Source organism: Luteolibacter sp. AS25 (genome assembly GCF_046736275.1).
Taxonomy (GTDB): domain Bacteria; phylum Verrucomicrobiota; class Verrucomicrobiia; order Verrucomicrobiales; family Akkermansiaceae; genus Luteolibacter.
Window position 1 is genome coordinate 562,371 of the sequence record NZ_CP151837.1, and the last position, 24,443, is coordinate 586,813.

A 24,443-nucleotide genomic window follows, 5' to 3' on the forward strand; every position below is an offset into this window, starting at 1 on the left:
CAGGTTCGGTGAAAAGGCTTGGTTATCTATTGGTTAGAGTATCGCGGTATTGTTTTTCCAGCAATTGGATGGCGGCACGAATCTGGGCGATTTCGCGGGAGCGGGTGTCGGTTTGATTACGAATGAAGAATAGCTCGAGCTCCTTTTGATGGAGGATTCCGGATTGGTTGGCGGATGAAGCTTCCAGTGCGTGGTGGGTGATTTCTGCTTCCGGGAGGTGGGCTTCGGGTGCGTTTTTCAGCGATTCGGCGAAATGACGGGAGAGGTTTCGGCTGGAGCGGAGAGAGTTGGTTAGCTGATCAAGTTGGGTGAGTGTTTCTCTGAATTGATCCAAGTCACGGGCTTTCTCCAGATCGAGGGCTTCAAGAGTCTGGGTTTTGTAAATAGTTTCGGTGTTGATTGCTGCGGCTTGCCAGTGGTTTTGCTGTTGCCGGAGGCTAGGGAGTTGTTCCGGCTTGGCAGTTTTGATGTTCTCCGCGATTCGCTGGAGTCGGGTGGCTATGCTTGGAGGATTGGTGGGGATGCTCAAGGGTTTGGCGTCTTTTTTCCCTCCAAACTGGAGTGCGTGGACTTTGCCTGTGGCGTCTGCGATGAATGCATATTTCTTTTCCCAATCAATGGCTGCGGCGGTAGGGAGAGCTGGGAGAGTGAATTCGCGGAGTTTATTGAAGTCCGGTTTCCAGAGGCGGGCTTTCTGATCGCGGCCGACGGTGATGAGGTGTCCGTCCGGGGAAAAGGCGAGGTCGGTGATTCCTCCTTTGTGGGCGGTGATTTTTTTAATTTCGTTGCCGTTGTTCGGTTCCCAGAAGCGGAGGGTCCCGTCTTCCGATGCGGAGGCCAGGATTTTGGAGTCCGCGCGGTAGGAGAGGGCGGTGATGGAGGATTCATGGCCGCGGAGGGAGTGGATTTCGTTCCCGGATTTGCTTTCCCATACGTGGATGCCGCCGTTGCGGTCGCCGCTGGCAAGTTGTTTGCCATCCGGGGATATATCGAGCGCGGTGATCCAGTCTGTATGCTTTTTGATGGAGTGGAGTTGTTCCCCGGTTTGGGTGTCCCAGAGTTTCAGGAGCTTCGATGGGCCGCCGGTGGCGACGATATCGAAAGATGGCCGGATATCGGTGGCGAGTATGGTATCGAATTCCTTGCCGATGGTGAGGGAGCGTTGTCCGGTGGTGATATCGAAGGTGACGGTGGTGCCATTTTTTCCCGGAACACCACCGCCGACAATAAGGTAGCGTGCATCGGGCGTGAAGGTGAGTGAGGTAGGGGTGCCTTCGGGAAAAGGGAGAATGCCGATGAGCTGAAGTGTGCCTGTGTGGTGGAGGAGAATTTGTTTCTGGCCCGTGATGGCTAGAAGTGGTGCCCATGGGGAGGTGGCGATGCCGTGAACGGCGCTGGATTTTTCGGTGACGACCGGAGGATCCAGCAAAAGATCCTGCGGCATGGGCGGCGGGCCTTCGGGTTTTGCGGAAGGATCGGAGCGGAGAGCTGTTTCAAATTTGGGCTTTGAAGGGGCTTTTGCCTTGGATGATTTTGTCTCCAGTAAACCGTTTTCGATCCACTTTTCTAGGATGGAGATTTGCTCGGAGGAGAGTTTTTCACCTTCGGGCGGCATGACTGGCTCCGCACTGTGATTGACCAGATTGACAAGAGTGGAGGATGTATCGCCGGCTTCCACGATTTTCCCGGAGGAGCCGCCACGGATGGTGGCCGAGTAGGTGGATAGATCGAGGCCGCCTTTATTTTTGTCCGGGTTATGGCAATTCAGGCAGGACTGCTCGAAAATAGGGAATACGTGGTCCTCGAAGGAAATTTTCTCCTCTTGGGCTGGCAGGCCTGTGGATAGGAAGAGAAAGGGAAGGAGTGAGCGCATCAAGGTAATGATACGCGGGGATGACTGCCGGGTTTTCAGTATTCCGATGGCGGCGGTCATTCACGGTAAGTGGCTTAAGCGGGAGTCGAGACCTACTCGGTGACGTCAGGGTAGGAGCCGAGAACCTTGACCATGGAGCAATGGTTGGAGAGCTCGGCAAGGGCCTGGGCGATGTTTTCTTCTTCGGCGTGACCGGAGAGATCAACGTGGAAGATGTATTCCCAGTCCTTGCGCTTGGATGGGCGGGATTCGATCTTCGAGAGGTTGATATGGAGGTGCTCGAATGCCTGGAGCGCATTGACGAGGGAGCCCGGGCGGTCGTTGATGGCGAAGAGGATGGAGGTGCGGTCGTTGCCGGTGGGTGGGCAGGATTTCTCTCCAATGACGAGGAAACGTGTGGTGTTGGTGGCGCGGTCCTGAATCGAGGTTTCGTAAAGGGTGAGGCCGTGAATTTCAGCGGCGAGTGCGCCACCGAGGGCGGCGGCTCCTTCGTGTGCCTTTTCTTTGGCAAGCTGTGCTGCTTTGGTGGTGGAGGATACTTCCACAAGGTCTGCTTCGGGATAATTTTTCAAAATCCAGTTCCGGCATTGGCCGAAGACTTGCGGATGGGAGTAGAGGGTTTTGATTTCCTCTTTCGGGATGGATGCCATGAGGCAATTTTCGATGCGAAGAAGGATCTGGGCACAGATGTGGAGTGGGGAATCCACGAAAAGATCGAGAGTATGGGAGACTGCGCCTTCGGTGGAGTTTTCAATGGGAACCACGCCGTAGCTGACCTGGCGGCGGGCGACCTGGTCGAAAACGTCGGAGAAATTCGGCTGTGGGGAGTAGTCCACGGAATGGCCGAATTTTTTGATGGCGGCCTGATGTGTCCAGGTGCCTTCCGGCCCGAGATAGGCGATTTTCAGGTCGTCCTCGAGCGCGAGTGCGGCGGACATAATCTCCCGGTAGATGGCTTTGATTGATTTCTCAGGTAGGCGGCCCTGGTTCATCTGGACGAGGCGATCGAGCAGCGCCTGCTCACGCTCCGGGGCGTAGATCTGTAGTCCGTCCCGCTTTTTTACGACTCCGACTTCGTGGACGAGATCGGCGCGCTGGGAGAGGAGGTTGAGGAGTTCTTGGTCGATCAGGTCGATCTGTTTGCGAATGGGGTCGAGGCTCATGCGTTTTTGGAAGGTGTGTCTTCGGTTTGTCCGGAAGAAGGTGATTCGCCGGAGGCGGAGAGTTGGAGTTGTTCCTGTTCGGAAGCGGGCTGGCTTTCTTCCGGCTCCGGCAATTTTACGCGACGGAGTTCGGAAGCGTTGGGAAGATCATCGATTGAATTGATGCCGAAGTGCTCGAAAAAAAGATCGGTGGTCTTGTAGAGGAGCGGGCGGCCGGGAAGTTCCGCGCGTCCGCTGATTCGGACGAGGTCGCGATCGAGAAGTTTTTGAATCATGCCATCACACGAGACTCCGCGGACTGCTTCGATGGCCGCTTTGGTGATAGGTTGGCGATAAGCCACGATGGCGAGCGTTTCCATGGCGGGGCCGGAAAGGCGCTCTGGTTTCCTGCCGGGGAAGAGGAGGCGGACGAATTCGCCGTAGTCAGTGCGGGTGAAAAGTTTCCAGCCCTTCGGACGCTCAAGGATGGAGAAAGCGCGATTAGTCTCGATGTAGTGTCGGTTAAGCCCGGCAACGGCTTTTGAGACGCTCTCGGCAGAGGTTTTGGCAAGGGTGGAGAGATATTCCGGTAGCGGAGGAGGGGCTGTGCCGGCCTCGGCCTCCCGCAGTTGCACATCTTCCGCCTCTGCGACCCGAGCGCGTATCAGGCGTGCCATTTCTTCAGAAGAAAGTGGGTCCTGTGAGGCTACAAGTAGTGATTCTATTATCGCGCTAAGTTGCATGGCGGAGCGGTAAGGTAGTGAACTGGTGGGGCAATTCAAGCTTCGCGGTAGGGGCGGTAGGTAAAGAAATAGTGAGCAAAATGAAATTTCCCCTTGATGTGCGCCATCTCAAGGGCTAATCCACCGCGCCCTTGGTGAGTTCTTTTGAATACTATTGCCCGGGTTTTTATCAGATTTTATTTTCCGAAAGATTTTCCCACATGGCTGCGAAAAAAACCACCAAGAAGACAGCGGCAAAAAATGCCGAAACAGTTCCCGATACCGGCAAGGCAGTAGTGAAGAAAACGGCCTTGAAGAAGGCGGTAAGCAAGAAGGTGAAGAAGCCATCATTAGTTGATACTCCGCCACCAGCCGCGCCGATCCGGCCGAAGTTTGTGCCGCCAAAGTCCGAGCCTGTTAAAAATTCAGGTGGTTCTGGCAATCATACACCTGCATTTATTGAAAAGCAGCGCCAGCGTTTGCTGGATCTCCGCGACACACTGGTGGAAGCGATGACCGGAATGACGAGGGATACTATCCGCAATGCTCCCGAAGGTAGCGATGCTTCAGGCAGCGGCCAGCACCAGGGTGATGCCGGTAGCGATGCGTATGACCGCGATTTTGCTCTATCCGTATTGGCCAAGGAGCAGGACGCTCTCTACGAGATCGACGACGCATTGATTCGCATCAAGGCCGGGAAATATGGCCAATGTGAGATTTCGAAGAAAAAAATTCCTACCGCCCGTCTTGAGGCGATTCCATTTGCCCGCCTAACCGTTGAATGTCAGGCAGAATGGGAGAAAGAATATGGAAATAGGCGCTTCCGTCCCTCCAATGAAGTGGGCTTCAGTGGAGGAAAACCGCAAGAAGATGAGAATTCTAATACGGTTTCGCTTGACGGCGACGACGATTAAGCCAGTATCCGCCCCCCACTAACCGAGTCATGCCACGCGAAATAATCATTCTTGAATGCACCGAAGCGAAAGCCGAGGGTAAACCAACATCCCGTTACGTAACGACACGTAACAAGAAAAGTCTCCGCACTCCGGGCCGCCTGGAGAAAGTGAAGTTCAATCACTTCCTTAAGCGTAGAACCCTTCACCGCGAACTCCGCTAATTATCATGTCCGAGCCAAAGACTATTCAACGCCGCATCAATTTCCGTAAGGCGAACCGTCAGATGACGCGCCGCAGACAGGACATCCCTGTCGAGCAATTGTTGCCTACCAATCCTGAGATCCTCAGCAAATTCACCACAGAGACAGGGAAGATTCTTCCACGTCGTGTAACTGGTGTTTCTGCAAAGCTGCATCGCAAAATCAACAACGCGATCAAGCAGTCCCGTGCGATTAACCTGATGCCATAACTGGTATCCGGGACCCCGCGGGAACGCATGGAACTCGAATTTTCAAGCCCGCCCGATTTTACGGGCGGGTTTTTTTATCCAAAATTTCAGAATAACAGAAGCTGATGCAGGGTTTGCCAGACACCCAGAATGAGCCGGATCATCGCGAAATCGTGATCGATCGTGTCGGTATCCGTGAATTGCGCTATCCTGCCCGCTATGTCGGTGCGGATGAGGAGCAATCCACGGTCGCCAAGTATGAAATGACGGTTGAGCTGCCTGCTCACCTGAAGGGGACTCATATGAGCCGCTTTGTGGAGGCACTCCATGATTTCAAGGAGCCGCTCAGCGGAGCGTCGCTTGCCCGTTTGACCGAAAGTCTGGCCTCACGCCTTCAGGCAGAACGTGCCTATATCGGGTGCGAATTTACAATTTTCAGGAAAAAAGAAGCGCCTGTGTCCCGGATGGAGAGTCTGATGGACTATGAGCTGGGAATGGAATACCGCTATTCGACAAAGGAAGAGAGTCAGCTTTTTCTGAGCGTCCAGATTCCAGTGGCTACTCTTTGCCCGTGCTCCAAGGCGATCAGTGAGCGCGGTGCACACAATCAACGGGGAGTCGTTACGATCTCCGTGGAAGCTTCAACCGACCTGACCTTTGAAGAGCTGATCGAATTGGCTGAAAGTTCCGCAAGTTGCGAATTATATGCGGGCTTGAAGAGATCCGATGAAAAGGCCGTGACAGAGCGCGCCTATGATCAGCCTGTTTTTGTAGAGGATCTGGCCCGGAATGTGGCGGTGAAATTGAAGTCCCATCAAGGGATCATGTGGTACCGGGTGGAGGCGGAGAATTTCGAATCCATCCATCATCACAATGCATATGCGATGATTGAGGCTTGATGGCCTCGTAGCATGAGCCGCGGCATGATAGATGCCTGGGTAGAAATCCGTGGGAAACCACTTTCCGATATCTTTCCGAGCCGTTTTTCCTAAACGGTGTTAGGATGTTTGGCGTGGATTGTACGCTGTTCAGGCATTAGATTACCCCTGAAGTATGTTTCAAATTATCGCAAGAGTCCTGATGTGGATCGCCAGTAAGGCGATGATTTATGTGATAATACTGGGGCTCTTGCTTGTGGTTTTCGTGATCAAGGTGGTGCCTCCCATGGTGGTGAAATATCATGAGAAGGAGCTGGAAATGGCGATCGCAGAGCTGAGCGATACCAAGGCTCTGGCCGGGGAGCTGGCTGAGAGGGCGAATGCGGTTACGGATACGATCGAGCAAAAACAGCGTGAGCTACGAAAGCTGGAGCAGGAGCGGAAGCAGCTGAATGATTGGCTGGAGAAGATCAAAAACATTTTTAGGAATGACGAAATCAAGGCGGAGAAGCGTCGCCTGGAGGCAAAAATGAAGATGCTGGAACAGGAGAAGCAGTCGCTGGAGGGCGAGCGGAATCAGATTCAGATCGAGGGCGGCGAAAGCGAGGAGGTGCTGAAGGATAAGGAGCTTCTTCGGGATGAGAAAGAACGTCAGTTGCGTGAGATTGAGGAGATGCGTTCGAAATTCGATTCACTGATGCAGAATGAATTGCGACAGATGGCGTTGGTTGCTCTGGGTATTCTGGCGGCGATTATTGTTGTTCCGCTGTTATGGAAAGTGCTGGCGTTTTATTTGATCGCGCCGATCGCGCAGGTTTCCAAACCGATTTTACTGGGTGCTGATCATGCTGTGAGCGAGCAGGTCACGGCGACGCCAAGTCATCCTGCACAGCGGATTATTCTAGAACTGGGAGAGGTGATGATGACGAAGGTGGATTACCTTCAAGGGACGATGGGAGACTTTGAGAAGAGGACCAAGTGGTTGATCGACTGGCAGTATCCCTTTTCGAGTTTGGCGGCCGGACTATTTATTTTGACGAAGATTCGAAACAAGGGAGAGGTGAGTGGTCAGGTGACTCTTTCAACCCAAGGGGATGCAACCGAGGAGCTGGCTGTGGTGACGATCCCGTTGGGAAAATCCATGGTTTTCCGCCCCCATTATCTGGTCGCAGTAACGCATCCGGACAATTCGCCGCCGCGAATTCGGTCAAAGTGGGTTTTCTGGAAGCTTCATGCGTGGGTAAATCTCCAATTTCGTTATATGATTGTGGAAGGGCCGGCGAAATTAGTGTTTTCCGCACAGCGGGGTATTCAGGCGGAGGATGTTTTGCCTGAGCACCCGGGGCGTAGGGTGAACAGCAATCTGACGGTGGCTTTTAGCCCATATTTGAACTATTCGCCAAAGCGTGCGGAGACATTCGTAGCCTACGTCTGGGGTAAAAATGCTCTGTTTGATGATTTCTTCCAGGGCACTGGATGTGTCCTTCAACAGCAGGTTTCGGTTGGGAAGAAAAATCCTGCCGCGCGGTTCTGGGACGGAGTTCTGGGGGCGGTAGGAAAAGTATTCGGGATTTAAGGTTCACCAATTTCTGCTCAAGTCGTCCCGAACAAATATTTCAACCTCACCCACCTGTAAATTTGGCAACGGCTGCGACTATGATTGGGGTGAGGAGTACGGTGTCTCCCAGAACGCGAATTGCTTCTCTGCTTAGGAGTTTCTCATAGAATGCGAGGCAGGTGAGGAATACGGCCGCGAGGGAAACCGCGAGGAGAAATCGTGGCGGGCCAAGTGGAATGCAAAGGGTTAAAAAAATGGCTAGAACAAGGCTGATGCGTGGAACAATTTTCGGAAGTTCGGCAAACCGATTTGCCGAGGAGAGGTCCCGGACAGCCAGATCTTCGTTTTGCTCCCAGATGGAAATTAGAATGCAGTTCAATGAGCATAGGATCCCGAAAGCTGTAACTGCAAAAATGAAACGGAACGGGTCTAGAGCGGTTCCATAAGTGTAGACGGCTAAGCTGGTTCCGGCTGTAAATAGAAATCCGCAGAGAATTTCCCTCGGGAAGATGGCTGAGAGGAATTTTTTTCCAAAAATACGTGATCCGTAGTAAATAATCACCAGCCCGCCGGTCAGGAGGCCATTCCGGATTAGATCCACCGAGGCATTCTGCCAGATCAGGAACAGATTCCACGCTGCGGCTGCCGAGACTATGCAGATTAGCGGGCGGAAGTATGTTTTCGTAAACTGAAGGCGATGCGTTCCGCCGGCGAAATCGCGCGCATTGAGTGCGTCATAAAGCCTGTCTGCCAGGTAGATGCACCACACGCTGAGGGCGAGGATCAGGTGGTAGATGTCCGGTAGATCAACTGAGAATACATCAGCAAGGAACCACTGCCAGCAAACGGCGACTATGGGCGCGTCCAATCCTACGAGGTTCGGCCAGAGCCAGATTTGAGGGCGTTTTGATCCTGGCTGCATGGTCTCCGGCTAGCTTCATTTCTCTGGGAAAATGAGACAAGCATCGTTTGTTTTAATGAAATATGAATTCAGCCTGATCTCGCCATTGAGAACTGGCCTGAAAGGCTTGGTGAAATGCTAAACGGCTTATCCAGTCTAGAACTGGCCGAGGGAGGCTGAGACCGCGATGTATGCGCTTCTGCCGGATGAGCTGCCAATCCTTGTCTGTGGGAAAATTGCTTCAAGATTGGGGTTTCTTTCGGGCTGGGATGAAAGGAAAGATCTGGAACTGATTTGTATTTCCCCCGAGCAGAATTTTCCGCCAAGCGGATCAATGTATTTCACGTGGAAGCCATTATCCTGAATCTCAGAAATTCCGGTTACGGTCACAAAATGGCCGCGATTTCCTTCCCAGGCTTTACCTTTTAACTCGTATTGGCGGATGCTGAGCAGCGGCGTAAATCCGTTGTTAAGTGATCTGCCGAGATGTGTGTGAACACGCTTCAGGAGGCTGGCCTGGGATTCCGCGGGTCTGAGGAAAAAGGTTTCCTGGGAGATGGGGGGGAGCCGCTCCAGTTGGCTGATCTCGTTCGCTACATCGCGCAGGTCGAGGAGGTTGATTCCGTTTCTAGTCCAGCGGGCGCGGCCGGGTAATGAGGAGGATTCGCGCATGGCGGGTCCGCGGGCGATGGAGCGGATGCGTTCGCGGTCGGAAAGGTTCGGTGGATTTTTTGAGAGTGTTTCCCAGCGAGGATTTCCAAAGCGCCAGGAATTGAGGAGTGCTGCCGGGCCGCAGGCGTTGCTGGCGAGATCGAGTTGATTGAATGGTTTCTTTCCGGAGTTCTCGGCACCTAGATCAGTAGCAACGGGTGCGCAGGATAGGACGGATAGGCAGAACGCGAAGTAGAGGAGTGCTTTTGCGAAATTCACTGGTGAAGTAAGAGCCGCAGGCCGCCGGATGTCGCGTATGGAATTTCTGCTGAGAATCCCCGCTGGAATTATCGCCGGAGCCGTTCATCTTCTCTTGATATGCCTTTCCGTCTTTCCAGTGATTACAGCCCGCAGGGTGATCAGCATCAGGCCATTGAGAAGTTGGTGAAATCCCTGGAGGCAGGGAACAGGCACCAGACGTTGCTGGGGGTGACTGGATCAGGGAAGACTTTCACGATGGCAAATCTGATTGCGCGGCACGGAAAGCCGGCGCTGATCATGTGCCACAATAAGACTCTGGCGGCGCAGCTTTACTCCGAGGTGAAGAATTTTTTCCCGCACAATGCGGTGGAGTATTTCGTTTCCTACTTCGATTATTTCCAGCCGGAGGCGTATATTCCGCGGTCCGATACTTATATTGAAAAGGATTCTTCGGTTAACGAAGAGATCGAGCGTTTGCGGCTATCGACGATGGGATCGCTGCTTACGCGGAAGGATACGATCGTGATTGCCTCGGTTTCATGTATTTACGGTTTGGGGTCGCCGGAGGATTACAAGGACATGATGTTTCCGGTCTGGACCGGGCAGCAGATTTCCCGGGAGGAGCTGCTCAGTGCACTGGTGAGCCTTTTGTTTGAGAGAAATGACATCGCATTCGGCCGGGGGAAATACCGGGTGCGGGGAGATGTGGTGGAGGTACATCCCGCCTATCTTGATGAGACGGCGATACGTATCGAATTCTTCGGTGACGAGGTGGAGAGGGTTTCCTCCATCCATACGGTGAGTGGAAACGTGATCGAGGTGCTGGAAAGTCACACGCTTTATCCGGCGAAGCAGTTCGTAACGGCGGGTGATAAAATGAAGGTGGCTATCAAAAAGATCCGTGAGGAGCTGGATCAGCGCATTCCGGAGCTGGAGAAGGAGGGGAAGCTTATCGAGGCGCAACGTCTCCGGATGAGGACGGAATATGACCTGGAAATGATGACTGAAATGGGTTTCTGCCAGGGAATCGAGAACTACTCGAGGCACCTGACAGGGCGGCCGCCGGGATCGCGGCCTCATACGCTGCTGGATTTCTTTCCGAGGGACTTCCTGTTGCTAGTGGATGAGTCCCATGCATCGATTCCCCAGATCGGCGGGATGTTCGAGGGAGATAAAAGCCGGAAAACGACGCTGGTGGATCACGGGTTCCGGCTGCCATCCGCGTTGGATAACAGGCCGCTGCGCTTTGATGAATTCATGGAGATGACGAACCAGCGCGTTTATGTTTCCGCGACGCCGGGAGTGTTCGATATCGTGAATTCTCGCCCGGAAAATAAGAAATATATCCCGGTCAAACCCAAGGCTGGTGAGGAGGGTTTCACGCCGTTCGATCTGAAGAAGATCAAAGTGATTCCTTCAGGAAATGCGGAGGCGATCGAAGATTTTCATCCGGAAAAGCGGGGGACTCCGCTGGTGGTGGAGCAGATTATCCGGCCGACAGGTTTGCTGGATCCTATCCTGAGCCTGCGCCCGCTGAAGGGGCAGATTGATGAGACGATCGAGCTTTGCAGGCAGCGGGTGGAGAAAGGTGAACGAGTGCTGATTACAACGCTTACGAAGAAGACGGCGGAAGATCTTGCTGAGTATCTTTCCGGGACGGGGCTGAAGTGCCGTTACCTGCACTCTGATATCGATGCTATCGAGCGGGTTGAAATCCTCCGGCAACTGCGTGCGGCGACTTTTGATATTCTGATCGGTATCAACTTGCTGCGGGAGGGGCTGGATTTACCCGAGGTCTCGCTGGTATGTATTCTGGATGCGGATAAGGAGGGTTTCCTGAGAAATGAGACATCGCTGATACAGACGGCGGGTAGGGCGGCGCGGCATGTGAATGGGGAATGTGTTCTGTTCGCGGATGTGGTGACGGATTCCATCCAGACGCTGATAAATGTGACTGAATACCGGCGTGCGCGGCAGATTGCGCACAATGAGGAGCACGGAATCACCCCGAGATCGGTGATCCGCGCTGTCCAGCAGAGCCTGCACACCCATGAGAAGGGCAAGGCGCATGCGGAGAAGCTAAACGCCTCTCTGGTGGCGGAGGATGAGACTAGTTACGATAAACTGAGGGTGATAGCCGAGCTGGAGCAGGAAATGCGGGATGCGAGTTCGAAGCTGGAGTTCGAGCGGGCCGCGCATTTGCGGGATCAGATTGCTACTCTGAAAAATGATACTCCGGTAATGCCGCCGCAGAAGAAGGTGAAATACGGGAGAAAACGCGCGAAAAAGAAAACCTAGGCGGCGTATCCGTGGCATCATGAAGCTTGCCATTTACGGTGAAGCTCACAGTCTTTCGCTATGGCTCAGGATAATTCATTTACTACCCCCATTGGTAGCGCTCACGTGACTTCTAACAGTATTGCAAACCATCTTGCGGGGATCGCTTACCCGCTGAAAATTTCCTTCAAGATTATCGCTCTCGCAAGCCAGGCGACTGTGACGGATGCGAATGGACGGGTGCTGATTTATACAAAGCAAAAGATGTTCAAATTCCGCGAGCATGTGGAAATTTTCACCGATAAATCAAAGAGCGTGCTGCTGGCCGAAATTAAGGCCAACAAGGTGATCGATTGGTCGGCGCGCTATAATTTCACGGAGTCGGATGGGACGGAAATCGGAAGTGTGGGCCGGAAGGGCTGGCGCTCCATCTGGAAGGCGCATTACGAGTGCTTTAATCCGGGAGATAACCAATCTGATTTCTCGATCCATGAAGCAAATCCATGGTCGAAGGTGATGGATTCGCTTTTGGGGGAAATTCCAGTGGTGGGGATGTTTACCGGATATTTCTGCCACCCGAGCTACATAGCGAACCGTACGGCTGGCGGTGAGGCGATGCGGATCACGAAGCAGGCGGCGATGTGGGAGGGGAAATTTGCCATCGAGAAGCTGGGTGAGCTTTCACCCCGCGAGGAGCTGAATCTAATTCTTTCCTTCATGATGATGATTCTACTGGAGCGGAAGAGGGGCTAGGAAATTTAACGAATTAATTATTATGACAGGTATTGTTTTAGGGTCCGGGCTTGGTGTTTTAGCCGATCAGGTGGAGGTGAGCCGCGAGGTGGCCTTCGAGGATGCCGGTCTGGCTGTATCCACCGTTCCCGGCCACTCGGGGAAGTTTGTTTTCGGAAAACTCGGGAGTAGCGAGGTCGTTTTGATGAAGGGTCGGGTCCATCTGTATGAAGGGCACAGTGCCCAGGTGGTGACTGCCGGTGTCCGTTGGATGAAGGAGCAGGGTGTAGAATCGCTCATCCTTACCAACGCAGCCGGCACTGTAAACAAGGCACACCTGCCGGGGGAGTGGATGATGCTTTCCGATCACCTGAACCTCACTGCCACGACTCCACTGATGGGGGCAAATTTCGTGGATATGAGCGAGGTCTATGATAGGGCTTGGAGAGCTGAATTTGAAGCTGCGGCAAAAACGCTGGGCATGAAGCTCAACGAGGGCGTGTATGCCGGTCTGAGAGGTCCACAATATGAGACACCTGCCGAAGTAAGGATGGTCCGCACATTAGGAGCGGATGCTGTCGGAATGAGCACTGTGCTGGAGGCGATTCAGGCGAAGGCTCTGGGTATGCGTGTGGCTGGTTTTTCATGCCTGACCAATTGGGCGGCCGGAATGCAGGAGACGCTGAACCATGAAGAGGTTCTGGAAACCGGTAAGGCTGCTGGTGGGGCGATGGTTCAACTTCTCGAGAAGGTGCTCTAGAGAGACGTATTGTATCTGTGAAACAGCCGATAGAGCGGAGTAGCTAGATGAGCTCCGCAGCTATGGGGTCGACGAGAGGGCGGCCTAGAGCGGTGAGATGGAGGCGGGTATCGCCGATTCTGAGGAGGTTTTCAGATGCAAGAACCCTGGCTCTTTCTAGAGATTCCGGGACGAGAAGATCAATGGGGATGCCTTTGGTGGTCCGTAGGCCGAGGGCAATCAGCTCAATGCGGCGTTGGGCAGAGGTGAGTTCCTCGGTTTCGTGGATTGCATTTCCGATAGCGTTTACCTGTTTGATGTAGGCGGCGGTATCGGGGATATTTTTCTGGCGGATGTTGCCGATTGTGGAGACTGCGGAAGGACCGAGGCCCAGGTAGTCGCTGCCTTGCCAGTATCCCTGGTTATGGCGCGAGTGGTGGCCGGGTTGAGCGTAGTTTGAGGTTTCGTAGTGATCGAAACCAGCGGAGGTCAGAAGTTTCTCAGCCAAATGGTAGTGATCCGCATCGTGATCCTCATTTTCCGAATATGTGCCGTTTTTAAGGGAGTCGAAGAATGCGGTATCTTCCTCGTAGGTGAGATTATATGCGGAAATGTGATCCGGTTTCAGTGAGATCGCCGTATGGAGAGTGGCTTCCCAATCGGCGAGAGACTGGCCGGGAATGGAAAACATAAGGTCGATATTGATCGATGGAATTCCTGCCTCACGGAGAAGTTTCACGGAATCCGACGCCTGCTCGGGAGAGTGCTCCCTGCCGAGGGTCTCGAGCACGTGGGAAGTGAAGGATTGTATGCCGAGGGAAACTCGAGTGACACCCAGGGATTTGAAGTGGCGGGCCTTCTTCAGGTCGAATGTTGCGGGATTCGCCTCAAGGGTGATCTCAGTGGCTTCGGTGATATCGAAGGCATTGTGCAGTGATGCGAATAGGGCCGAAAGGTGCTTTGAGGAAAGCATCGATGGTGTTCCGCCGCCCAGGTATATGGAAGTGGGGTTGGAGGAAAGTGGCAGGTTGCCTTTTCTTTGAAGGGCTTCTTCACCAAGTGCGCCAACGAACTTGCCGATGGGTGTGCTGCCAGGAGTGTGCTTATAAAAGGAGCAGTAGGGGCAGATACGGTGGCAGAAGGGGATGTGGAGGTAGAGAAGCACTAAGGTCTGAAACGTTCTTGGGTAGCTTGAGCGCGGACTCTTTGCAGGTATTTTGCTGCGGCCTGTGAGGTCTGTGTGGCCAGTTGAGCCTCTGGTTTGGCAAATGGTGGGACAAACCAAGGGTAGGAGCCGAGAAGGTCGGTTATGACGGCAATTTCGCCATCGCAGGTGGCGTCTCCGCAACCGATGCCAATGGTGGGGATTGAAATGCTTTTGGTAACAGACCGGGCGGCGGCCGGGGTGAGTGACTCCAGCACGATAGCGAAGGCTCCTGCTTCGAGGAGGGCATTGGCTCCTTCCAGGAGTGCTTTGGTCTGTTCCGGTGTTTTGCCTTTCTTGTAGTAGCCGCCCTCTTCAAGAACGCGCTGGGGTAGCATTCCCAGATGGCCACAAACGGGGATGCCGGCTTCGGTGATGGCTTTTACTTTCTCAGACTGGCGGATGCCGCCTTCCAGTTTCACTGCATCGGCTCCGGCGGCGGATAGCTTCCGGGCTGTTTCAAGAGCTTGGGCGGGATCATCGTAGGTGTGAATAGGGAGATCCGCGATGATGAGCGACTTAGGCTTTGCGCGAGCGACGGCTTCCAGATGATGAAGTATGTGGGAGAGGGTGACATGTGTGGTGTCCGGGAAGCCTAGAACAACCATTCCGAGGGAATCGCCAACGAGGAGGACATCAATCTCCGCCTCATCAAGTAAGCGGGCAGTAGGATAGTCGTAACAAGTAAGTGCCGCGATGGAGCCGGGCCCTTTTTTATCTCTGAAAGAGGCGACCTTTTGCTGAGGAGTCACTGGGTAATTACAGGTTGTATGAAATGGAAAAGCCTCCGGGAGCGTGTGCTCTGACGGAGGCTGATTTACCATGAAAAATGGCGACCCGTAAGGGAGTCGAACCCTTCTTGCCAGGATGAAAACCTGGAGTCCTAACCGATAGACGAACGGGTCGTTAGTCGCGGTGGGGGCGACAAGAAAGCTGAGATCCGGATTTATTGCAAGTATTTTTCGGTCTAAAAATGAATTTTTTTCTAAGAGGTGAGATTTGGCGAAAAGGAGTGCTGAATTTTCGTTTATACGAGGCCAGAAAAATAAAAAACCCGGCAGGAAATAACCTGCCGGGTTTTTTAAAAAAATCTTTCGAAAAGAATTAGTAAGTCTGCGAGCGGGAATGACCGTAATAGGTCTCGAATCCGAGTTCCGGCGGGAATTCCGATAGGCCGTCGTGAACGTTCATATCAATGCGGTTGTCTTGACCGCATTTTTCGTAAGGTGGTTTGAACGTGCCGCGATAAGTAGGGCATGTGAAAGTGAAAAGCTCGTAAAAGCCGTAACCAAGGCGCTTGAATGCTTTATTGGTTCCCTCGACAGCGCCCCAGGTTGAGCCGCCTTTACGACCGTAACCGTCCGTTTTGCGAACAATTTGCTCAGGGATTTCGACGAATCCGTAAAGAATATTGCTGATAGCACGACCAAGCTTACGGCTTGATGTATACTGGGAGCCCGGAGGTGCGTGGATGTCTGCCTGGACGATGCCGCTGAGTGCGAAAATCGATGTAGCTACGAGAAGGAGTTTTTTCATGCTTAAGGAAGTTAGGAAATCTTTTGGCGGGTTGGCAAGTAGAAGATTTTTGAAAAATTCTAGAGCTCGAATGAAAGGACTCTGAGGATGCCTGGAGTGCTGCGAAGTGTCCCGAGGAGTTCTGCGGTAGGTTCGGTATCTACTTCGATAACAGTTACAGCTGTTTTCTGTGCGGCATTGCGGGAAAGTGCCATGTTTGCGATGTTGACTTCAGCGGTGCCGAGAGTGGATCCGATGACTCCGACGATGCCCGGGCGGTCGTCATTTTCGACAAAGAGGAAACGTCCTTTGGAGTTGGTTTCAACGTTGTGGCCGGAAATGTGAACGATACGGGCGGCTGTGCCGAAGAATGTGCCTGCAACGGTGATTTTCTCATCTCCTTTGGTTGCTGTAACTTCGATAAGCTCGGTGCAGTTGGTGGCGAGGGCGACAGTTGATTCATTGACAACGATCCCGAGTGCTTTTGCGACTGCTGGGGCGTTGATGAGATTTACCTGAGCTTCGTTGCTTGCTGCCGCGAGGTAGCCGGTGAGGACCTTGCGGGTGACGAGTTCGGTATCGAGTTCGGAAACCGGTCCGAGGTAGGAGCAGGTGATGGAATCGCACTGAGCCGGGGCGATTTCGGAAAGGAGTTTTCCAAGGGAGCTGGCGAGATCAAGATATGGTCCGACGGATTCGAGTGTTTTGGCATCGAGGTTCGGCATGTTGACCGCGTTACGGATTTCGCCGGTCTGGAGGAAATCTTTGATCTGGATGGCGACTTCGATTCCGACATTTTCCTGGGCTTCCGCAGTGGATGCGCCGAGGTGGGGAGTGAATACTGTTTTCTTCGCAGAGAAGAGTGGGAAATCAGCCGGTGGTGGCTCGACTTCGTAAACGTCGAGTGCGATTCCGCCGAGGTGGCCGGCATCGATGGATGCTTTTGCAGCTGCTTCATCGACGAGTCCGCCGCGTGCGCAGTTCACGATGAGTGCGCCGGGTGCCATGAGCGCGATGGATTTCTCGTTGAGGATGTGCTTGGAATCCGGCGTCATCGGGATGTGGAGGGTGACGACATCGGCTCCGGTGAGAGCTTCTTCGGCAGTTTCCGCGAGTTCCACTTTGAGAGATTGGGCGCGGGCAGTGGTGAGGAAGGGATCGTATGCTACGACGGTCATTCCGAAGGCCTGTGCGCGTTTTGCAAATTCGGTGCCGATGCGGCCCATGCCGAGGATGGCGAGGCGTTTTCCGAAGATTTCGACACCGGTATAAAGTTTACGATCGAATCTGCCGGCGATCATGGAGGAGTGAGCCGGGCCAATGTTTCTGGCAAGGGAGAGCATGAGAGCGAAGGCGTGCTCTGCGGTGGAAATGGTGTTTCCGGAAGGGGTATTCATGACAACCACGCCGTGATCGGTGGCTGCGTCACGATCGATATTATCAACACCCACACCTGCACGGCCGATGGCTTTGAGATTGGTGGCTGCTTCGAAAACGTCTGGAGTTACTTTGGTTTGGGAACGGATAACGAGGCCGTGGTAATCGCCGATGATTGCTTTGAGCTCATCGGGAGAAAGGCCTGTTTTCACGTCGACGGTAATACCTTCGGCGGAGCGCAATGCTTCTACACCTTTTTCAGAAATGGGATCGGAGACGAGGACGCGGTAGTTGCTCATGGGGCGGACTGGTTATGTGAGATACGGGTCTGTTGCAAGTGGAAGTGTGTGTCAGTTAAAAGAAAAACAGAGATAAAGAAAGAATAAGGCAGAATTACGGACTTGGTTGTGACGCTCGTGTGACGATGTATTAATGGGCGGATTTCCGCTTTGCGTGATTGGAGAAGATTTTATAAATGATAGTTAGTCATGAGTACGAAACGTAATCCAGTTGGTTGGTTTGAGATCTATGTTCAAGACATGGGAAGGGCCATAGAGTTTTATGAAGGAACCTTCGGCCAGAAACTGGAGGATCTGCATATGCCGGAGTTGGATATGTGGGCTTTCCCCGGTGAGTGTGATGGCGGGGGTGCGACTGGTGCACTTGTGAAAATGGAGGGAAAAGACTCGGGCGGCGGTGGGACAATTGTCTATTTTTCCTGCGATGATTGTGGTGAAAGTGCGGAGAAGGCTGTGGAAGCCGGCGGTGAGATTCACCTTAAGAAGATGTCGATTGGTGAGCACGGGTTCATCTCGCTGATCAATGATACGGAGGGGAACATGATAGGACTTCACTCGATGGAGTGATGGTTCAGCGGTTTTAAGTTGTATTCCTCAGGGCAGCGGTACTTCTGAGGAATGGGAATGTATTTTGTGAGGGAAATAGGAGTTTGAGCGCTGTTGCGCTGCCGGGACGGATCGCCTTTGTAGGTGGTTACGATCCGCGGCAATGTGGTATTGCTACTTTCACGACTGCTTTGTGCGAGGCTGTAGCGGTAGCCTCTCCGGATTCCGAATGTCTGGCAGGGGCGGTCAATGACCGGGAGAAGGGCTACAAGTATCCGCCAAGGGTGCGCTTCGAGATGCTACAGGAGGATCTTGATTCGTACCGGCGTGCCGCTGATTTCCTGAATTTCAATAATACGGATGTGCTGTGTGTGCAGCACGAGTTCGGGATCTACGGAGGTCCGGCGGGGAGTCATTTGCTCGCGCTGCTGAAGGAGGTGCGGATGCCGGTGGTAACTACGCTGCATACGGTGTTGCAGGCTCCGAATGCGGCGCAGAGGAAGGTGATGGAGGAACTGATTCTGCGGAGTGACCGCTTGGTGGTGATGGCGCGGAAAGGGGCGGAAATTTTACGGGAAGTCTATGGGGTTTCGGATGCGAAGCTGGATGTGATTCCGCATGGTATTCCCGATGTCTCATTTTCAGATGCGGATCTTTCGAAGGCCCAGTTCGGGCTGGAGGGAAAGCGGGTGCTGATGACGTTCGGCCTGCTTGGCCCGGGAAAAGGTATCGAACATGTGATCAAGGCTTTGCCGGAGATCGTAAAGCGTCATCCGAATGTGGTTTATGTGGTGCTCGGTGCCACGCATCCGCATCTGATCGAGCGGGAGGGCGAGAGCTACCGTCTGAGTTTGGAGCGTCTTGCCGAGGAACGCGGGCTCAAGGATCATGTGATTTTTTACAATCGTTTTGTTTCGAACGAGGATCTGGTGGAGTTCATAGGTGCCACGGATATTTATCTGACGCCGTATCTGAATGAGGAGCAGATCACTTCCGGTACGCTGGCACAGGTTTTTGGCGCGGGGAAGGCGGTGGTTTCCACGCCGTATTGGCATGCAAGTGAGTTACTGGCCGAAGGGCGGGGGGCATTGGTTCCCTTCCGTGACCCCCGGGCGATTTCGGAGAGGGTTTGCGCCTATCTGGACGATCCCAAGTTGCTGAAAATGACACGTGAAAATGCGTGGAAAGCCGGACGGGAAATGATCTGGCCTGCGGTTGCGGATAGCTATCTGGAGTCTTTCCGGCATGCGCAGGTGGATCACAAGTCACTGCCTCGCGAGTCCTTCGGCGGCTGGACGCTGGGAAAAAGAGCCTACAATCTCCCTCCGCTGAGATTGGATCACATCGTAAGGATGAGCGATGGCACAGGGATTTTCCAGCACGCTACTTTCAATGTGCCGAATTTCCACGAGGGCTACTGTACGGATGACAACGCGCGTGCATTTATTCTGTGTAATCTACTGCAAAAACTGGGGCCGCTCGATGAACTGGAGACTACCTATCTGGCTTTCTTAACGGCAGCGCTGGACCATAAGACGGCACGCTTCCGTAATTTTATGGGGCACGGTCGTGAGTGGCTGGAGAAGATGGGTAGTGAGGATAGCCATGCCCGGGCGCTTTGGGCATTGGGCGTGGGCAGCGGCCGCGCGACGAATGAGGGGCACCAGAGTCTATCGGTCTATCTATTCGAACTGGGGCTGCCTCCGGTGAATAATTTTATCTCCCCAAGGGCGTGGGCTTTTACTCTTCTGGGAATTCATGAGTATCTTTTGCGCTATCCGGAAAAGGAGAAGGTGATCGCGGCTCGGGCTGTCCTGACCAGGAAGCTGGTACAGCGCTGGAATGATAGCGCGTCAGAGGATTGGCCGTGGTTCGAGCATGAGGCGACATATGATAACGCGCGGCTTTCACAGGCGATGATTCTTTCCGGGAAAGGGATGGCCAATGAGGAGGTTTTCGAAATTGGAATCAAGTCGCTGCGTTGGCTGGCATCAATCCAGACGACACAGGCGGGGCATTTCCGCCCGATCGGGAGCAATGGATTTTATCAGAAAAATGGGGCGAGGGCGGATTTTGACCAGCAGCCGGTGGAGGCGCTGGCAATGGTTTCCGCCTGTCTGGATGCGTTCCGCATAACCGGGGATGATTTCTGGACGGGTGAGGCGAAGCGGGCGTTCGAGTGGTTCCTAGGGAGAAATGATCTAGGCGAGACGCTTTACGATCCCACAACCGGTGGCTGCAGGGATGGCCTGCATGAGACGCGGCTGAATGCCAATCAGGGAGCTGAGTCTTCTCTAGCTTTCCAGATTGCACTGGCTGAGATGAACCATGCCGCCCACCCAGTAGTTCTTTCACCTGATTTTTACCAATGAGCAATATACCAATTCAAAGACACGGGGTCACGCTGCTGCCTGACAGCTCACGCGTAATCATCCGCCCCTTCATACCGGGCGATCCGGCGCGCATTAATTCAGGGATGCGGAGGGCACTGGTTCTGACGGATGCGGAGGTGAATACAGCACTTGATGCGCTACGGGAGGAATTCGAGAGCCGGCACCATGATTTCGAGGGTGTGCTGCTGGAGAATTTTTCGCAGGTGAAGGATTACGTAAACACCCCGCAGCTGCTCTCAAGGGAGCGTGAACTTTTAATCGGCGGGATGTTTTCCGGCGAGTATTCCCTGGAGTCGGCTGCGTTGTTCAATCCTTCGATTGTCCCACATCCCGACCAGAGCGGGGTTCCCGAAGGTGGGCTACGCTTCGTGATGAGTCTGCGGGCGACGGGGGAAGGTCATATCTCCTCGATCGAATTCCGCGGGGGAGAAATTGCGCCGGACGGTTCCATCGAGATAGATCCGGTGTCGGGTTATGTGACGATGCCTGAGATTGTTCCGAATCCTAGTTACCGGAAAAGTAGCTTCATTCTGAAGTTTCACGAAATGGGGTTCGATAATGAGTTCGCGGATGCGGTGATGGCGCCACTGGGAGCTGAATTTACCCGTAGTGCGCTGAATGAAAGTTTGGGCACGGTGCGCCATGAATTTCTGCCGGGTACTCATGAGGTGAGGAGGACTCTGGAGTGTATTCAATGGTTGGCGGATTCAAACTATGAGCTGCGGTTTCCGAGGAAATATAGTCTGAGTGAGAGGATTATTTTCCCGGTTTCCCGGAACGAGAGCAACGGTATTGAGGATGCGCGTTTTGTGCGTTTCGTGGAAGATGATGGAACGGCTATCTATTACGCGACTTATACCGCCTACAATGGATCTACGATTTTGCCGCAGTTGATAGAGACTCGTGATTTCCTGCATTTCCGGATTCTGACGCTGAATGGAGCTGCGGTGCAGAACAAAGGGATGGCGCTGTTTCCACGGAAAATAGATGGGCGCTTTGTAATGCTTTCCCGTCAGGACGATGAGAATTTGTTCATCATGTTTTCGGACAACGTCCACTACTGGAACAAGCCACAAATCATCATGCGTCCGGAGGCTTTGTGGGAGTCCTGCAAGGTAGGGAACTGTGGCTCACCAATAGAAACTGAGGCCGGGTGGCTGGTGATCACGCATGGCGTGGGGCCAATGCGGAAATACTGTATCGGTGCAGTATTGCTGGATCTGGAGGATCCAACGAAAGTGCTGGGCCGCCTGCGGGAGCCGCTTGTGTGTCCGATGGGAAGCGAGCGTGAGGGCTATGTGCCGAATGTGGTGTATAGCTGTGGCTCACTTCTACACGGAGATAAGCTAATTCTGCCATACGCTTTGAGTGATCGGATAACGGTAATCTCCAGTGTGGATATCGCGGCATTGCTGAATGCGCTTAAGGCTTACTGAAGTTTGGGAGCTTTTTTCACCCCACATCTTTCGTGGGTGAAACTTGTTTCCGTGTGGGATTGACTCGGGTGATATTGTTGCCGCGTGCTTCATTGGTTTTCAGAAGGGAAATTCCCATTGTATCTCGCGCCGATGGCGGGGGTGACGGACCTCATTTTCCGCCGCATCTGCAAAGAGATGGGGGCGGATGTGATGGTGACGGAATTTGTGAGTGCCGAGGGCATCATGCAGGCGGATGACAGGACAAGGAAGTATACCGAGTTCGACGAAGGGCAGCGGCCTGTGGGCGTTCAGCTTTTTGGGGCGGACGGGCTGCGGATGGGTGAGGCTGCGAGGAAAATAATCGATAAGGGGTTGGCCGGAGGAGTGCCGGATTTCATCGATATTAATTTTGGATGTCCGGTGAACAAAGTGGTTTCGCGGAATGGGGGTTCTTCACTTCTAAGGGACTGTCCGCTTCTGGCGGAGGTGGCAAGTGGTGTGGCGAAGGCGGTGGGAATGGATGTGCCGGTGACGGCGAAGATCCGGATTGGCTGGGATGCTGATTCTGTGAATGCGGTGGAGGTGGCGAAGACGCTGGAGGACTGCGGTATGCAGGCGATAGCGGTGCATGGACGAACCAGGGCTCAGGGTTATTCCGGCGAGGCGGACTGGGAAGTGATCGATGCGGTGGCGCAGGCGGTGTCTGTGCCGGTGATCGGCAATGGAGATATTTCCACCGGCGAGGATCTGGCGAAACGGAGGCGTGAGACTGCTGTAAGTGGTGTGATGATCGGCCGGGCGGCGATGCAGAATCCGTGGGTTTTCCGTGAGGCGAAATATTTTCTGGAATCAGGCCTAGTGATGGACCCAGTGCCTCTTGAAGAGAGGTGGGCGCTGATTTTACGGCATTGCCGTATGGCGGTGGAGAGCGGCCGATATGGCGATGAACGACATACACTCACTGCGATGCGTGGCCGATTAATGGCTTATTGCAAGGGGTTTCCCGGGGCGAAAAGTCTACGCCAGCGGCTGTGCCAGGTAGATTCAGTGGCCGCAGTGGAAGGCTTGGCGGAGTTTTCTCTGGCTGATGCTGATGCTGATGCTGCGGCTGAGGACTCGTTGGCCGTCTGACTGGCTGACCAAGCTGTATTTCTAAAATAGAAACAGGGAGGCAGGTCAACAGACTCGGGGGGAGTGCGGCGTGATGCCACGTCTGCTTTCCTGCCTCCCTGAAAAGAAACGAAAGAGGATCCACGATAGTGGGGGGATGAGCGGTATTTCGGGGGGAGTTGCTCAACTCCGTGGATGATCTCTTGGTTTTATCCCTTTGGGGGAAATGGCTGGTTTCTTTCTGGCTGGGGGGAATTTTGAAAATAACTACGAAGAAGGAGTGGCCCCGGTCCGGGGGGAGATGTGAGTCCGTGGGAACTCATCGGGGCCACTCCTGATTCCGGGGGGGATTAGTTTGCCGATAGCTCTGAATCGACGAGCATCGCGTTGACTCGGAGATTCTTCTTGGTGACCTGAAAGCTTTTTTCGGTGTGCCGGAAGGGGATTTCATCAAGGACCAGCGTATCGAAAGGAGTGGTGGTGAGTAGCTGCAGCGTGTGATTTTCATCACCTGTCAAAAGGTGGCCGTAGTCCTCTACCACGAGAACCCGATTTTCAGGGAACTCCTGATCCAATACCAACACTGAGTCGGGAAGTACGGTGCCCTCCGGGTTGTCACTGGAGTAGAGGCGGACTTCAGTGGAGCTGTCCGGATAGAGGTCGTTGAGGGCGATGGTGAGTGGCGGTGGTGTGCCGGTGATTTCTTCGTTGTCCTCAATACCGGAGATGGTGCCATCAGACATCGGCCAAACCTGAAGGTAGGCGGAGGCAATTTGCGTTTGTTCGAATTCGCCATCACTGAGGGCATGCATGACGAAGTGTTCTTCACCTGCGGCTTTCCGTGGGTCACTGGCTTCGATGGAGGTGCTCAGGTAGTTAACAGTAGTGATGCCGTTAGTGCTGATGTAGCCGTAGGTGAGCGGCACGCCGGAAATTGCTTCAATGGTGGTGAGGAGGTTTCCGATCAAATTAGCAACGGTGGAGGAAGGGACATGCTGCTCGATGAGAACATTCTTCGCGGCCAGTGGTATATCATCCCCGGTGAGTAGGTTGCTGACGTTGAAGTCTACTGAGAATGGCTGGTCAGCGCGGATACGAGGGACGTCATTATAGGAATCCACCGTATTGATTGTGATATTACCCTTCGGCAGGTAGGTGCCGACAAGTTTCTGGTCGAGAAGATAGTCTGCTGCCGTTTCTTTATTGATGGTCCAAAGCTGGAAAAGCGAGCCGCCGTCTTCGACCAGGAGAGCAGCTGCACTGCTGCCTTCTGATTCCACGGGCATGTCCCATGTCACGTTTGTTGCGAGTTGCTGGGTCTGGCGGATGAAGTTGTAGTAATCTTCGTTGGATTTTGCGATGGAGGTCAGCGCTGCGAAGGCAACACCGATCGCCATCATTTTGATGACGTGGGGCATAATGGGGGGCCGGTTGTAAGTGTAACTATTCTTGGGGGGAAATCGCCTGAGGTGTTACCGGGATGGGACGTCCCTGTTTCACAGC

At 53.7% G+C, this 24,443-nt stretch carries 22 protein-coding genes and 1 tRNA gene; 12 read left to right on the forward strand and 11 right to left on the reverse strand.

From position 1 onward, the window contains the following. Positions 1 to 22 precede the first annotated feature (22 nt). Genes AAGA79_RS02665 through scpB form a run of 3 tightly spaced genes read right to left on the reverse strand, consistent with a single transcriptional unit; the run spans position 23 to position 3,692 of the window. The gene (locus AAGA79_RS02665) at positions 23 to 1,933 is read right to left on the reverse strand and encodes a c-type cytochrome domain-containing protein (RefSeq protein ID WP_411827234.1); all 1,911 of its coding nucleotides are present in this window, start codon (positions 1,931 to 1,933) and stop codon (positions 23 to 25) included. A gap of 32 nt (positions 1,934 to 1,965) precedes the next feature. Next, positions 1,966 to 3,036 carry a prephenate dehydratase gene (gene pheA / locus AAGA79_RS02670; RefSeq protein ID WP_411827235.1) on the reverse strand — a complete coding sequence of 357 codons (1,071 nt, stop codon included), beginning with the start codon at positions 3,034 to 3,036 and terminating at the stop codon, positions 1,966 to 1,968. Beyond that, entirely contained in the window at positions 3,033 to 3,692 is a 660-nt protein-coding gene (gene scpB, locus AAGA79_RS02675; RefSeq protein ID WP_411827236.1) for an SMC-Scp complex subunit ScpB, read from the reverse strand. The genes pheA and scpB overlap by 4 nt, the downstream gene beginning before the upstream one ends. A gap of 266 nt (positions 3,693 to 3,958) precedes the next feature. On the opposite strand from scpB, the gene AAGA79_RS02680 reads away from it, so the two are divergent. The 5 genes from AAGA79_RS02680 (at position 3,959) to AAGA79_RS02700 (ending at position 7,535) form a co-directional block, all read left to right on the forward strand. Further along, the gene (locus AAGA79_RS02680) at positions 3,959 to 4,651 is read left to right on the forward strand and encodes a TraR/DksA family transcriptional regulator (protein WP_411827237.1); all 693 of its coding nucleotides are present in this window, start codon (positions 3,959 to 3,961) and stop codon (positions 4,649 to 4,651) included. Between the two features lie 29 nt (positions 4,652 to 4,680). Next, on the forward strand, positions 4,681 to 4,854 hold the full coding sequence (gene rpmG, locus AAGA79_RS02685; protein WP_200350839.1) for a 50S ribosomal protein L33: 174 nt from the start codon (positions 4,681 to 4,683) through the stop codon (positions 4,852 to 4,854). 5 nt (positions 4,855 to 4,859) lie between these two features. Beyond that, positions 4,860 to 5,102 (forward strand): 30S ribosomal protein S18, encoded by a 243-nt coding sequence (gene rpsR / locus AAGA79_RS02690; RefSeq protein WP_411827238.1) that lies wholly within the window; start codon positions 4,860 to 4,862, stop codon positions 5,100 to 5,102. Between the two features lie 104 nt (positions 5,103 to 5,206). After that, positions 5,207 to 5,980: a GTP cyclohydrolase FolE2 gene (folE2, locus tag AAGA79_RS02695; RefSeq protein ID WP_411827239.1), complete on the forward strand. Its 774-nt coding sequence runs from the start codon at positions 5,207 to 5,209 to the stop codon at positions 5,978 to 5,980. A gap of 154 nt (positions 5,981 to 6,134) precedes the next feature. Further along, positions 6,135 to 7,535 (forward strand): hypothetical protein, encoded by a 1,401-nt coding sequence (locus tag AAGA79_RS02700; protein WP_411827240.1) that lies wholly within the window; start codon positions 6,135 to 6,137, stop codon positions 7,533 to 7,535. A 46-nt stretch (positions 7,536 to 7,581) separates the two neighbouring features. Here the strand turns inward: AAGA79_RS02700 and AAGA79_RS02705 are convergent, their stop codons facing one another. Continuing rightward, positions 7,582 to 8,439, reverse strand: a complete 858-nt coding sequence (locus AAGA79_RS02705; RefSeq protein WP_411827241.1) for a hypothetical protein — start codon at positions 8,437 to 8,439, stop codon at positions 7,582 to 7,584. 135 nt (positions 8,440 to 8,574) lie between these two features. Then, complete coding sequence (locus AAGA79_RS02710) at positions 8,575 to 9,348, reverse strand: hypothetical protein (RefSeq protein ID WP_411827242.1); 774 nt, start codon at positions 9,346 to 9,348, stop codon at positions 8,575 to 8,577. A gap of 99 nt (positions 9,349 to 9,447) precedes the next feature. Here AAGA79_RS02710 and AAGA79_RS02715 point away from each other — a divergent pair, with 99 nt between their 5' ends. From AAGA79_RS02715 to AAGA79_RS02725, 3 genes are read left to right on the forward strand one after another with little or no spacing between them, the layout of a single operon-like run. Further along, on the forward strand, positions 9,448 to 11,628 hold the full coding sequence (locus AAGA79_RS02715; RefSeq protein ID WP_411827243.1) for an excinuclease ABC subunit UvrB: 2,181 nt from the start codon (positions 9,448 to 9,450) through the stop codon (positions 11,626 to 11,628). Positions 11,629 to 11,688: 60 nt separating this feature from the next. Beyond that, positions 11,689 to 12,360, forward strand: coding sequence for a hypothetical protein (locus tag AAGA79_RS02720; RefSeq protein WP_411827244.1), 672 nt, complete (start codon positions 11,689 to 11,691; stop codon positions 12,358 to 12,360). Positions 12,361 to 12,382: 22 nt separating this feature from the next. Beyond that, the gene (locus tag AAGA79_RS02725) at positions 12,383 to 13,099 is read left to right on the forward strand and encodes a purine-nucleoside phosphorylase (RefSeq protein ID WP_411827245.1); all 717 of its coding nucleotides are present in this window, start codon (positions 12,383 to 12,385) and stop codon (positions 13,097 to 13,099) included. A 43-nt stretch (positions 13,100 to 13,142) separates the two neighbouring features. Here the strand turns inward: AAGA79_RS02725 and hemW are convergent, their stop codons facing one another. From hemW to serA, 5 genes are all read right to left on the reverse strand, one after another. Beyond that, on the reverse strand, positions 13,143 to 14,243 hold the full coding sequence (gene hemW, locus AAGA79_RS02730) for a radical SAM family heme chaperone HemW (protein WP_411827246.1): 1,101 nt from the start codon (positions 14,241 to 14,243) through the stop codon (positions 13,143 to 13,145). Further along, positions 14,243 to 15,034: a 3-methyl-2-oxobutanoate hydroxymethyltransferase gene (gene panB, locus AAGA79_RS02735; RefSeq protein ID WP_411827247.1), complete on the reverse strand. Its 792-nt coding sequence runs from the start codon at positions 15,032 to 15,034 to the stop codon at positions 14,243 to 14,245. Before panB ends, hemW begins: the two co-directional genes overlap by 1 nt. 78 nt (positions 15,035 to 15,112) lie before the next feature. Beyond that, positions 15,113 to 15,187 (reverse strand) — tRNA-Glu (locus AAGA79_RS02740). Between the two features lie 199 nt (positions 15,188 to 15,386). Continuing rightward, the gene (locus AAGA79_RS02745; protein ID WP_411827248.1) at positions 15,387 to 15,818 is read right to left on the reverse strand and encodes an exosortase system-associated protein, TIGR04073 family; all 432 of its coding nucleotides are present in this window, start codon (positions 15,816 to 15,818) and stop codon (positions 15,387 to 15,389) included. Between the two features lie 59 nt (positions 15,819 to 15,877). Beyond that, positions 15,878 to 17,473 carry a phosphoglycerate dehydrogenase gene (serA, locus tag AAGA79_RS02750; RefSeq protein ID WP_411827249.1) on the reverse strand — a complete coding sequence of 532 codons (1,596 nt, stop codon included), beginning with the start codon at positions 17,471 to 17,473 and terminating at the stop codon, positions 15,878 to 15,880. A 189-nt stretch (positions 17,474 to 17,662) separates the two neighbouring features. On the opposite strand from serA, the gene AAGA79_RS02755 reads away from it, so the two are divergent. From AAGA79_RS02755 to dusB, 4 genes are all read left to right on the forward strand, one after another. After that, positions 17,663 to 18,040: a VOC family protein gene (locus AAGA79_RS02755; RefSeq protein WP_411827250.1), complete on the forward strand. Its 378-nt coding sequence runs from the start codon at positions 17,663 to 17,665 to the stop codon at positions 18,038 to 18,040. A gap of 83 nt (positions 18,041 to 18,123) precedes the next feature. Then, the gene (locus tag AAGA79_RS02760; RefSeq protein ID WP_411827251.1) at positions 18,124 to 20,391 is read left to right on the forward strand and encodes a glycosyltransferase family 4 protein; all 2,268 of its coding nucleotides are present in this window, start codon (positions 18,124 to 18,126) and stop codon (positions 20,389 to 20,391) included. Beyond that, a complete protein-coding gene (locus AAGA79_RS02765) occupies positions 20,388 to 21,848 on the forward strand; it encodes a glycoside hydrolase family 130 protein (protein WP_411827252.1) in 1,461 nt (486 codons plus the stop codon). Before AAGA79_RS02760 ends, AAGA79_RS02765 begins: the two co-directional genes overlap by 4 nt. An 84-nt stretch (positions 21,849 to 21,932) precedes the next feature. Beyond that, positions 21,933 to 22,961: a tRNA dihydrouridine synthase DusB gene (dusB, locus tag AAGA79_RS02770; RefSeq protein ID WP_411827253.1), complete on the forward strand. Its 1,029-nt coding sequence runs from the start codon at positions 21,933 to 21,935 to the stop codon at positions 22,959 to 22,961. A gap of 329 nt (positions 22,962 to 23,290) precedes the next feature. On the opposite strand, the gene AAGA79_RS02775 is transcribed toward dusB, so the two are convergent. Beyond that, the gene (locus AAGA79_RS02775) at positions 23,291 to 24,358 is read right to left on the reverse strand and encodes a hypothetical protein (protein ID WP_411827254.1); all 1,068 of its coding nucleotides are present in this window, start codon (positions 24,356 to 24,358) and stop codon (positions 23,291 to 23,293) included. Positions 24,359 to 24,443: the final 85 nt, after the last annotated feature.

Bases quoted from the DNA above. Each gene is read 5' to 3' on its own strand.
- scpB (WP_411827236.1), bottom strand. From the start codon at position 3,692: ATGGCACGCCTGATACGCGCTCGGGTCGCAGAGGCGGAAGATGTGCAA.
- AAGA79_RS02715 (WP_411827243.1), top strand. From the start codon at position 9,448: ATGCCTTTCCGTCTTTCCAGTGATTACAGCCCGCAGGGTGATCAGCAT.
- AAGA79_RS02705 (WP_411827241.1), bottom strand. From the start codon at position 8,439: ATGCAGCCAGGATCAAAACGCCCTCAAATCTGGCTCTGGCCGAACCTC.
- AAGA79_RS02765 (WP_411827252.1), top strand. From the start codon at position 20,388: ATGAGCAATATACCAATTCAAAGACACGGGGTCACGCTGCTGCCTGAC.
- rpmG (WP_200350839.1), top strand. From the start codon at position 4,681: ATGCCACGCGAAATAATCATTCTTGAATGCACCGAAGCGAAAGCCGAG.
- pheA (WP_411827235.1), bottom strand. From the start codon at position 3,036: ATGAGCCTCGACCCCATTCGCAAACAGATCGACCTGATCGACCAAGAA.
- AAGA79_RS02755 (WP_411827250.1), top strand. From the start codon at position 17,663: ATGAGTACGAAACGTAATCCAGTTGGTTGGTTTGAGATCTATGTTCAA.
- AAGA79_RS02720 (WP_411827244.1), top strand. From the start codon at position 11,689: ATGGCTCAGGATAATTCATTTACTACCCCCATTGGTAGCGCTCACGTG.
- AAGA79_RS02775 (WP_411827254.1), bottom strand. From the start codon at position 24,358: ATGCCCCACGTCATCAAAATGATGGCGATCGGTGTTGCCTTCGCAGCG.
- AAGA79_RS02665 (WP_411827234.1), bottom strand. From the start codon at position 1,933: ATGACCGCCGCCATCGGAATACTGAAAACCCGGCAGTCATCCCCGCGT.
- AAGA79_RS02700 (WP_411827240.1), top strand. From the start codon at position 6,135: ATGTTTCAAATTATCGCAAGAGTCCTGATGTGGATCGCCAGTAAGGCG.
- serA (WP_411827249.1), bottom strand. From the start codon at position 17,473: ATGAGCAACTACCGCGTCCTCGTCTCCGATCCCATTTCTGAAAAAGGT.
- AAGA79_RS02725 (WP_411827245.1), top strand. From the start codon at position 12,383: ATGACAGGTATTGTTTTAGGGTCCGGGCTTGGTGTTTTAGCCGATCAG.
- AAGA79_RS02745 (WP_411827248.1), bottom strand. From the start codon at position 15,818: ATGAAAAAACTCCTTCTCGTAGCTACATCGATTTTCGCACTCAGCGGC.
- rpsR (WP_411827238.1), top strand. From the start codon at position 4,860: ATGTCCGAGCCAAAGACTATTCAACGCCGCATCAATTTCCGTAAGGCG.
- AAGA79_RS02680 (WP_411827237.1), top strand. From the start codon at position 3,959: ATGGCTGCGAAAAAAACCACCAAGAAGACAGCGGCAAAAAATGCCGAA.
- folE2 (WP_411827239.1), top strand. From the start codon at position 5,207: ATGCAGGGTTTGCCAGACACCCAGAATGAGCCGGATCATCGCGAAATC.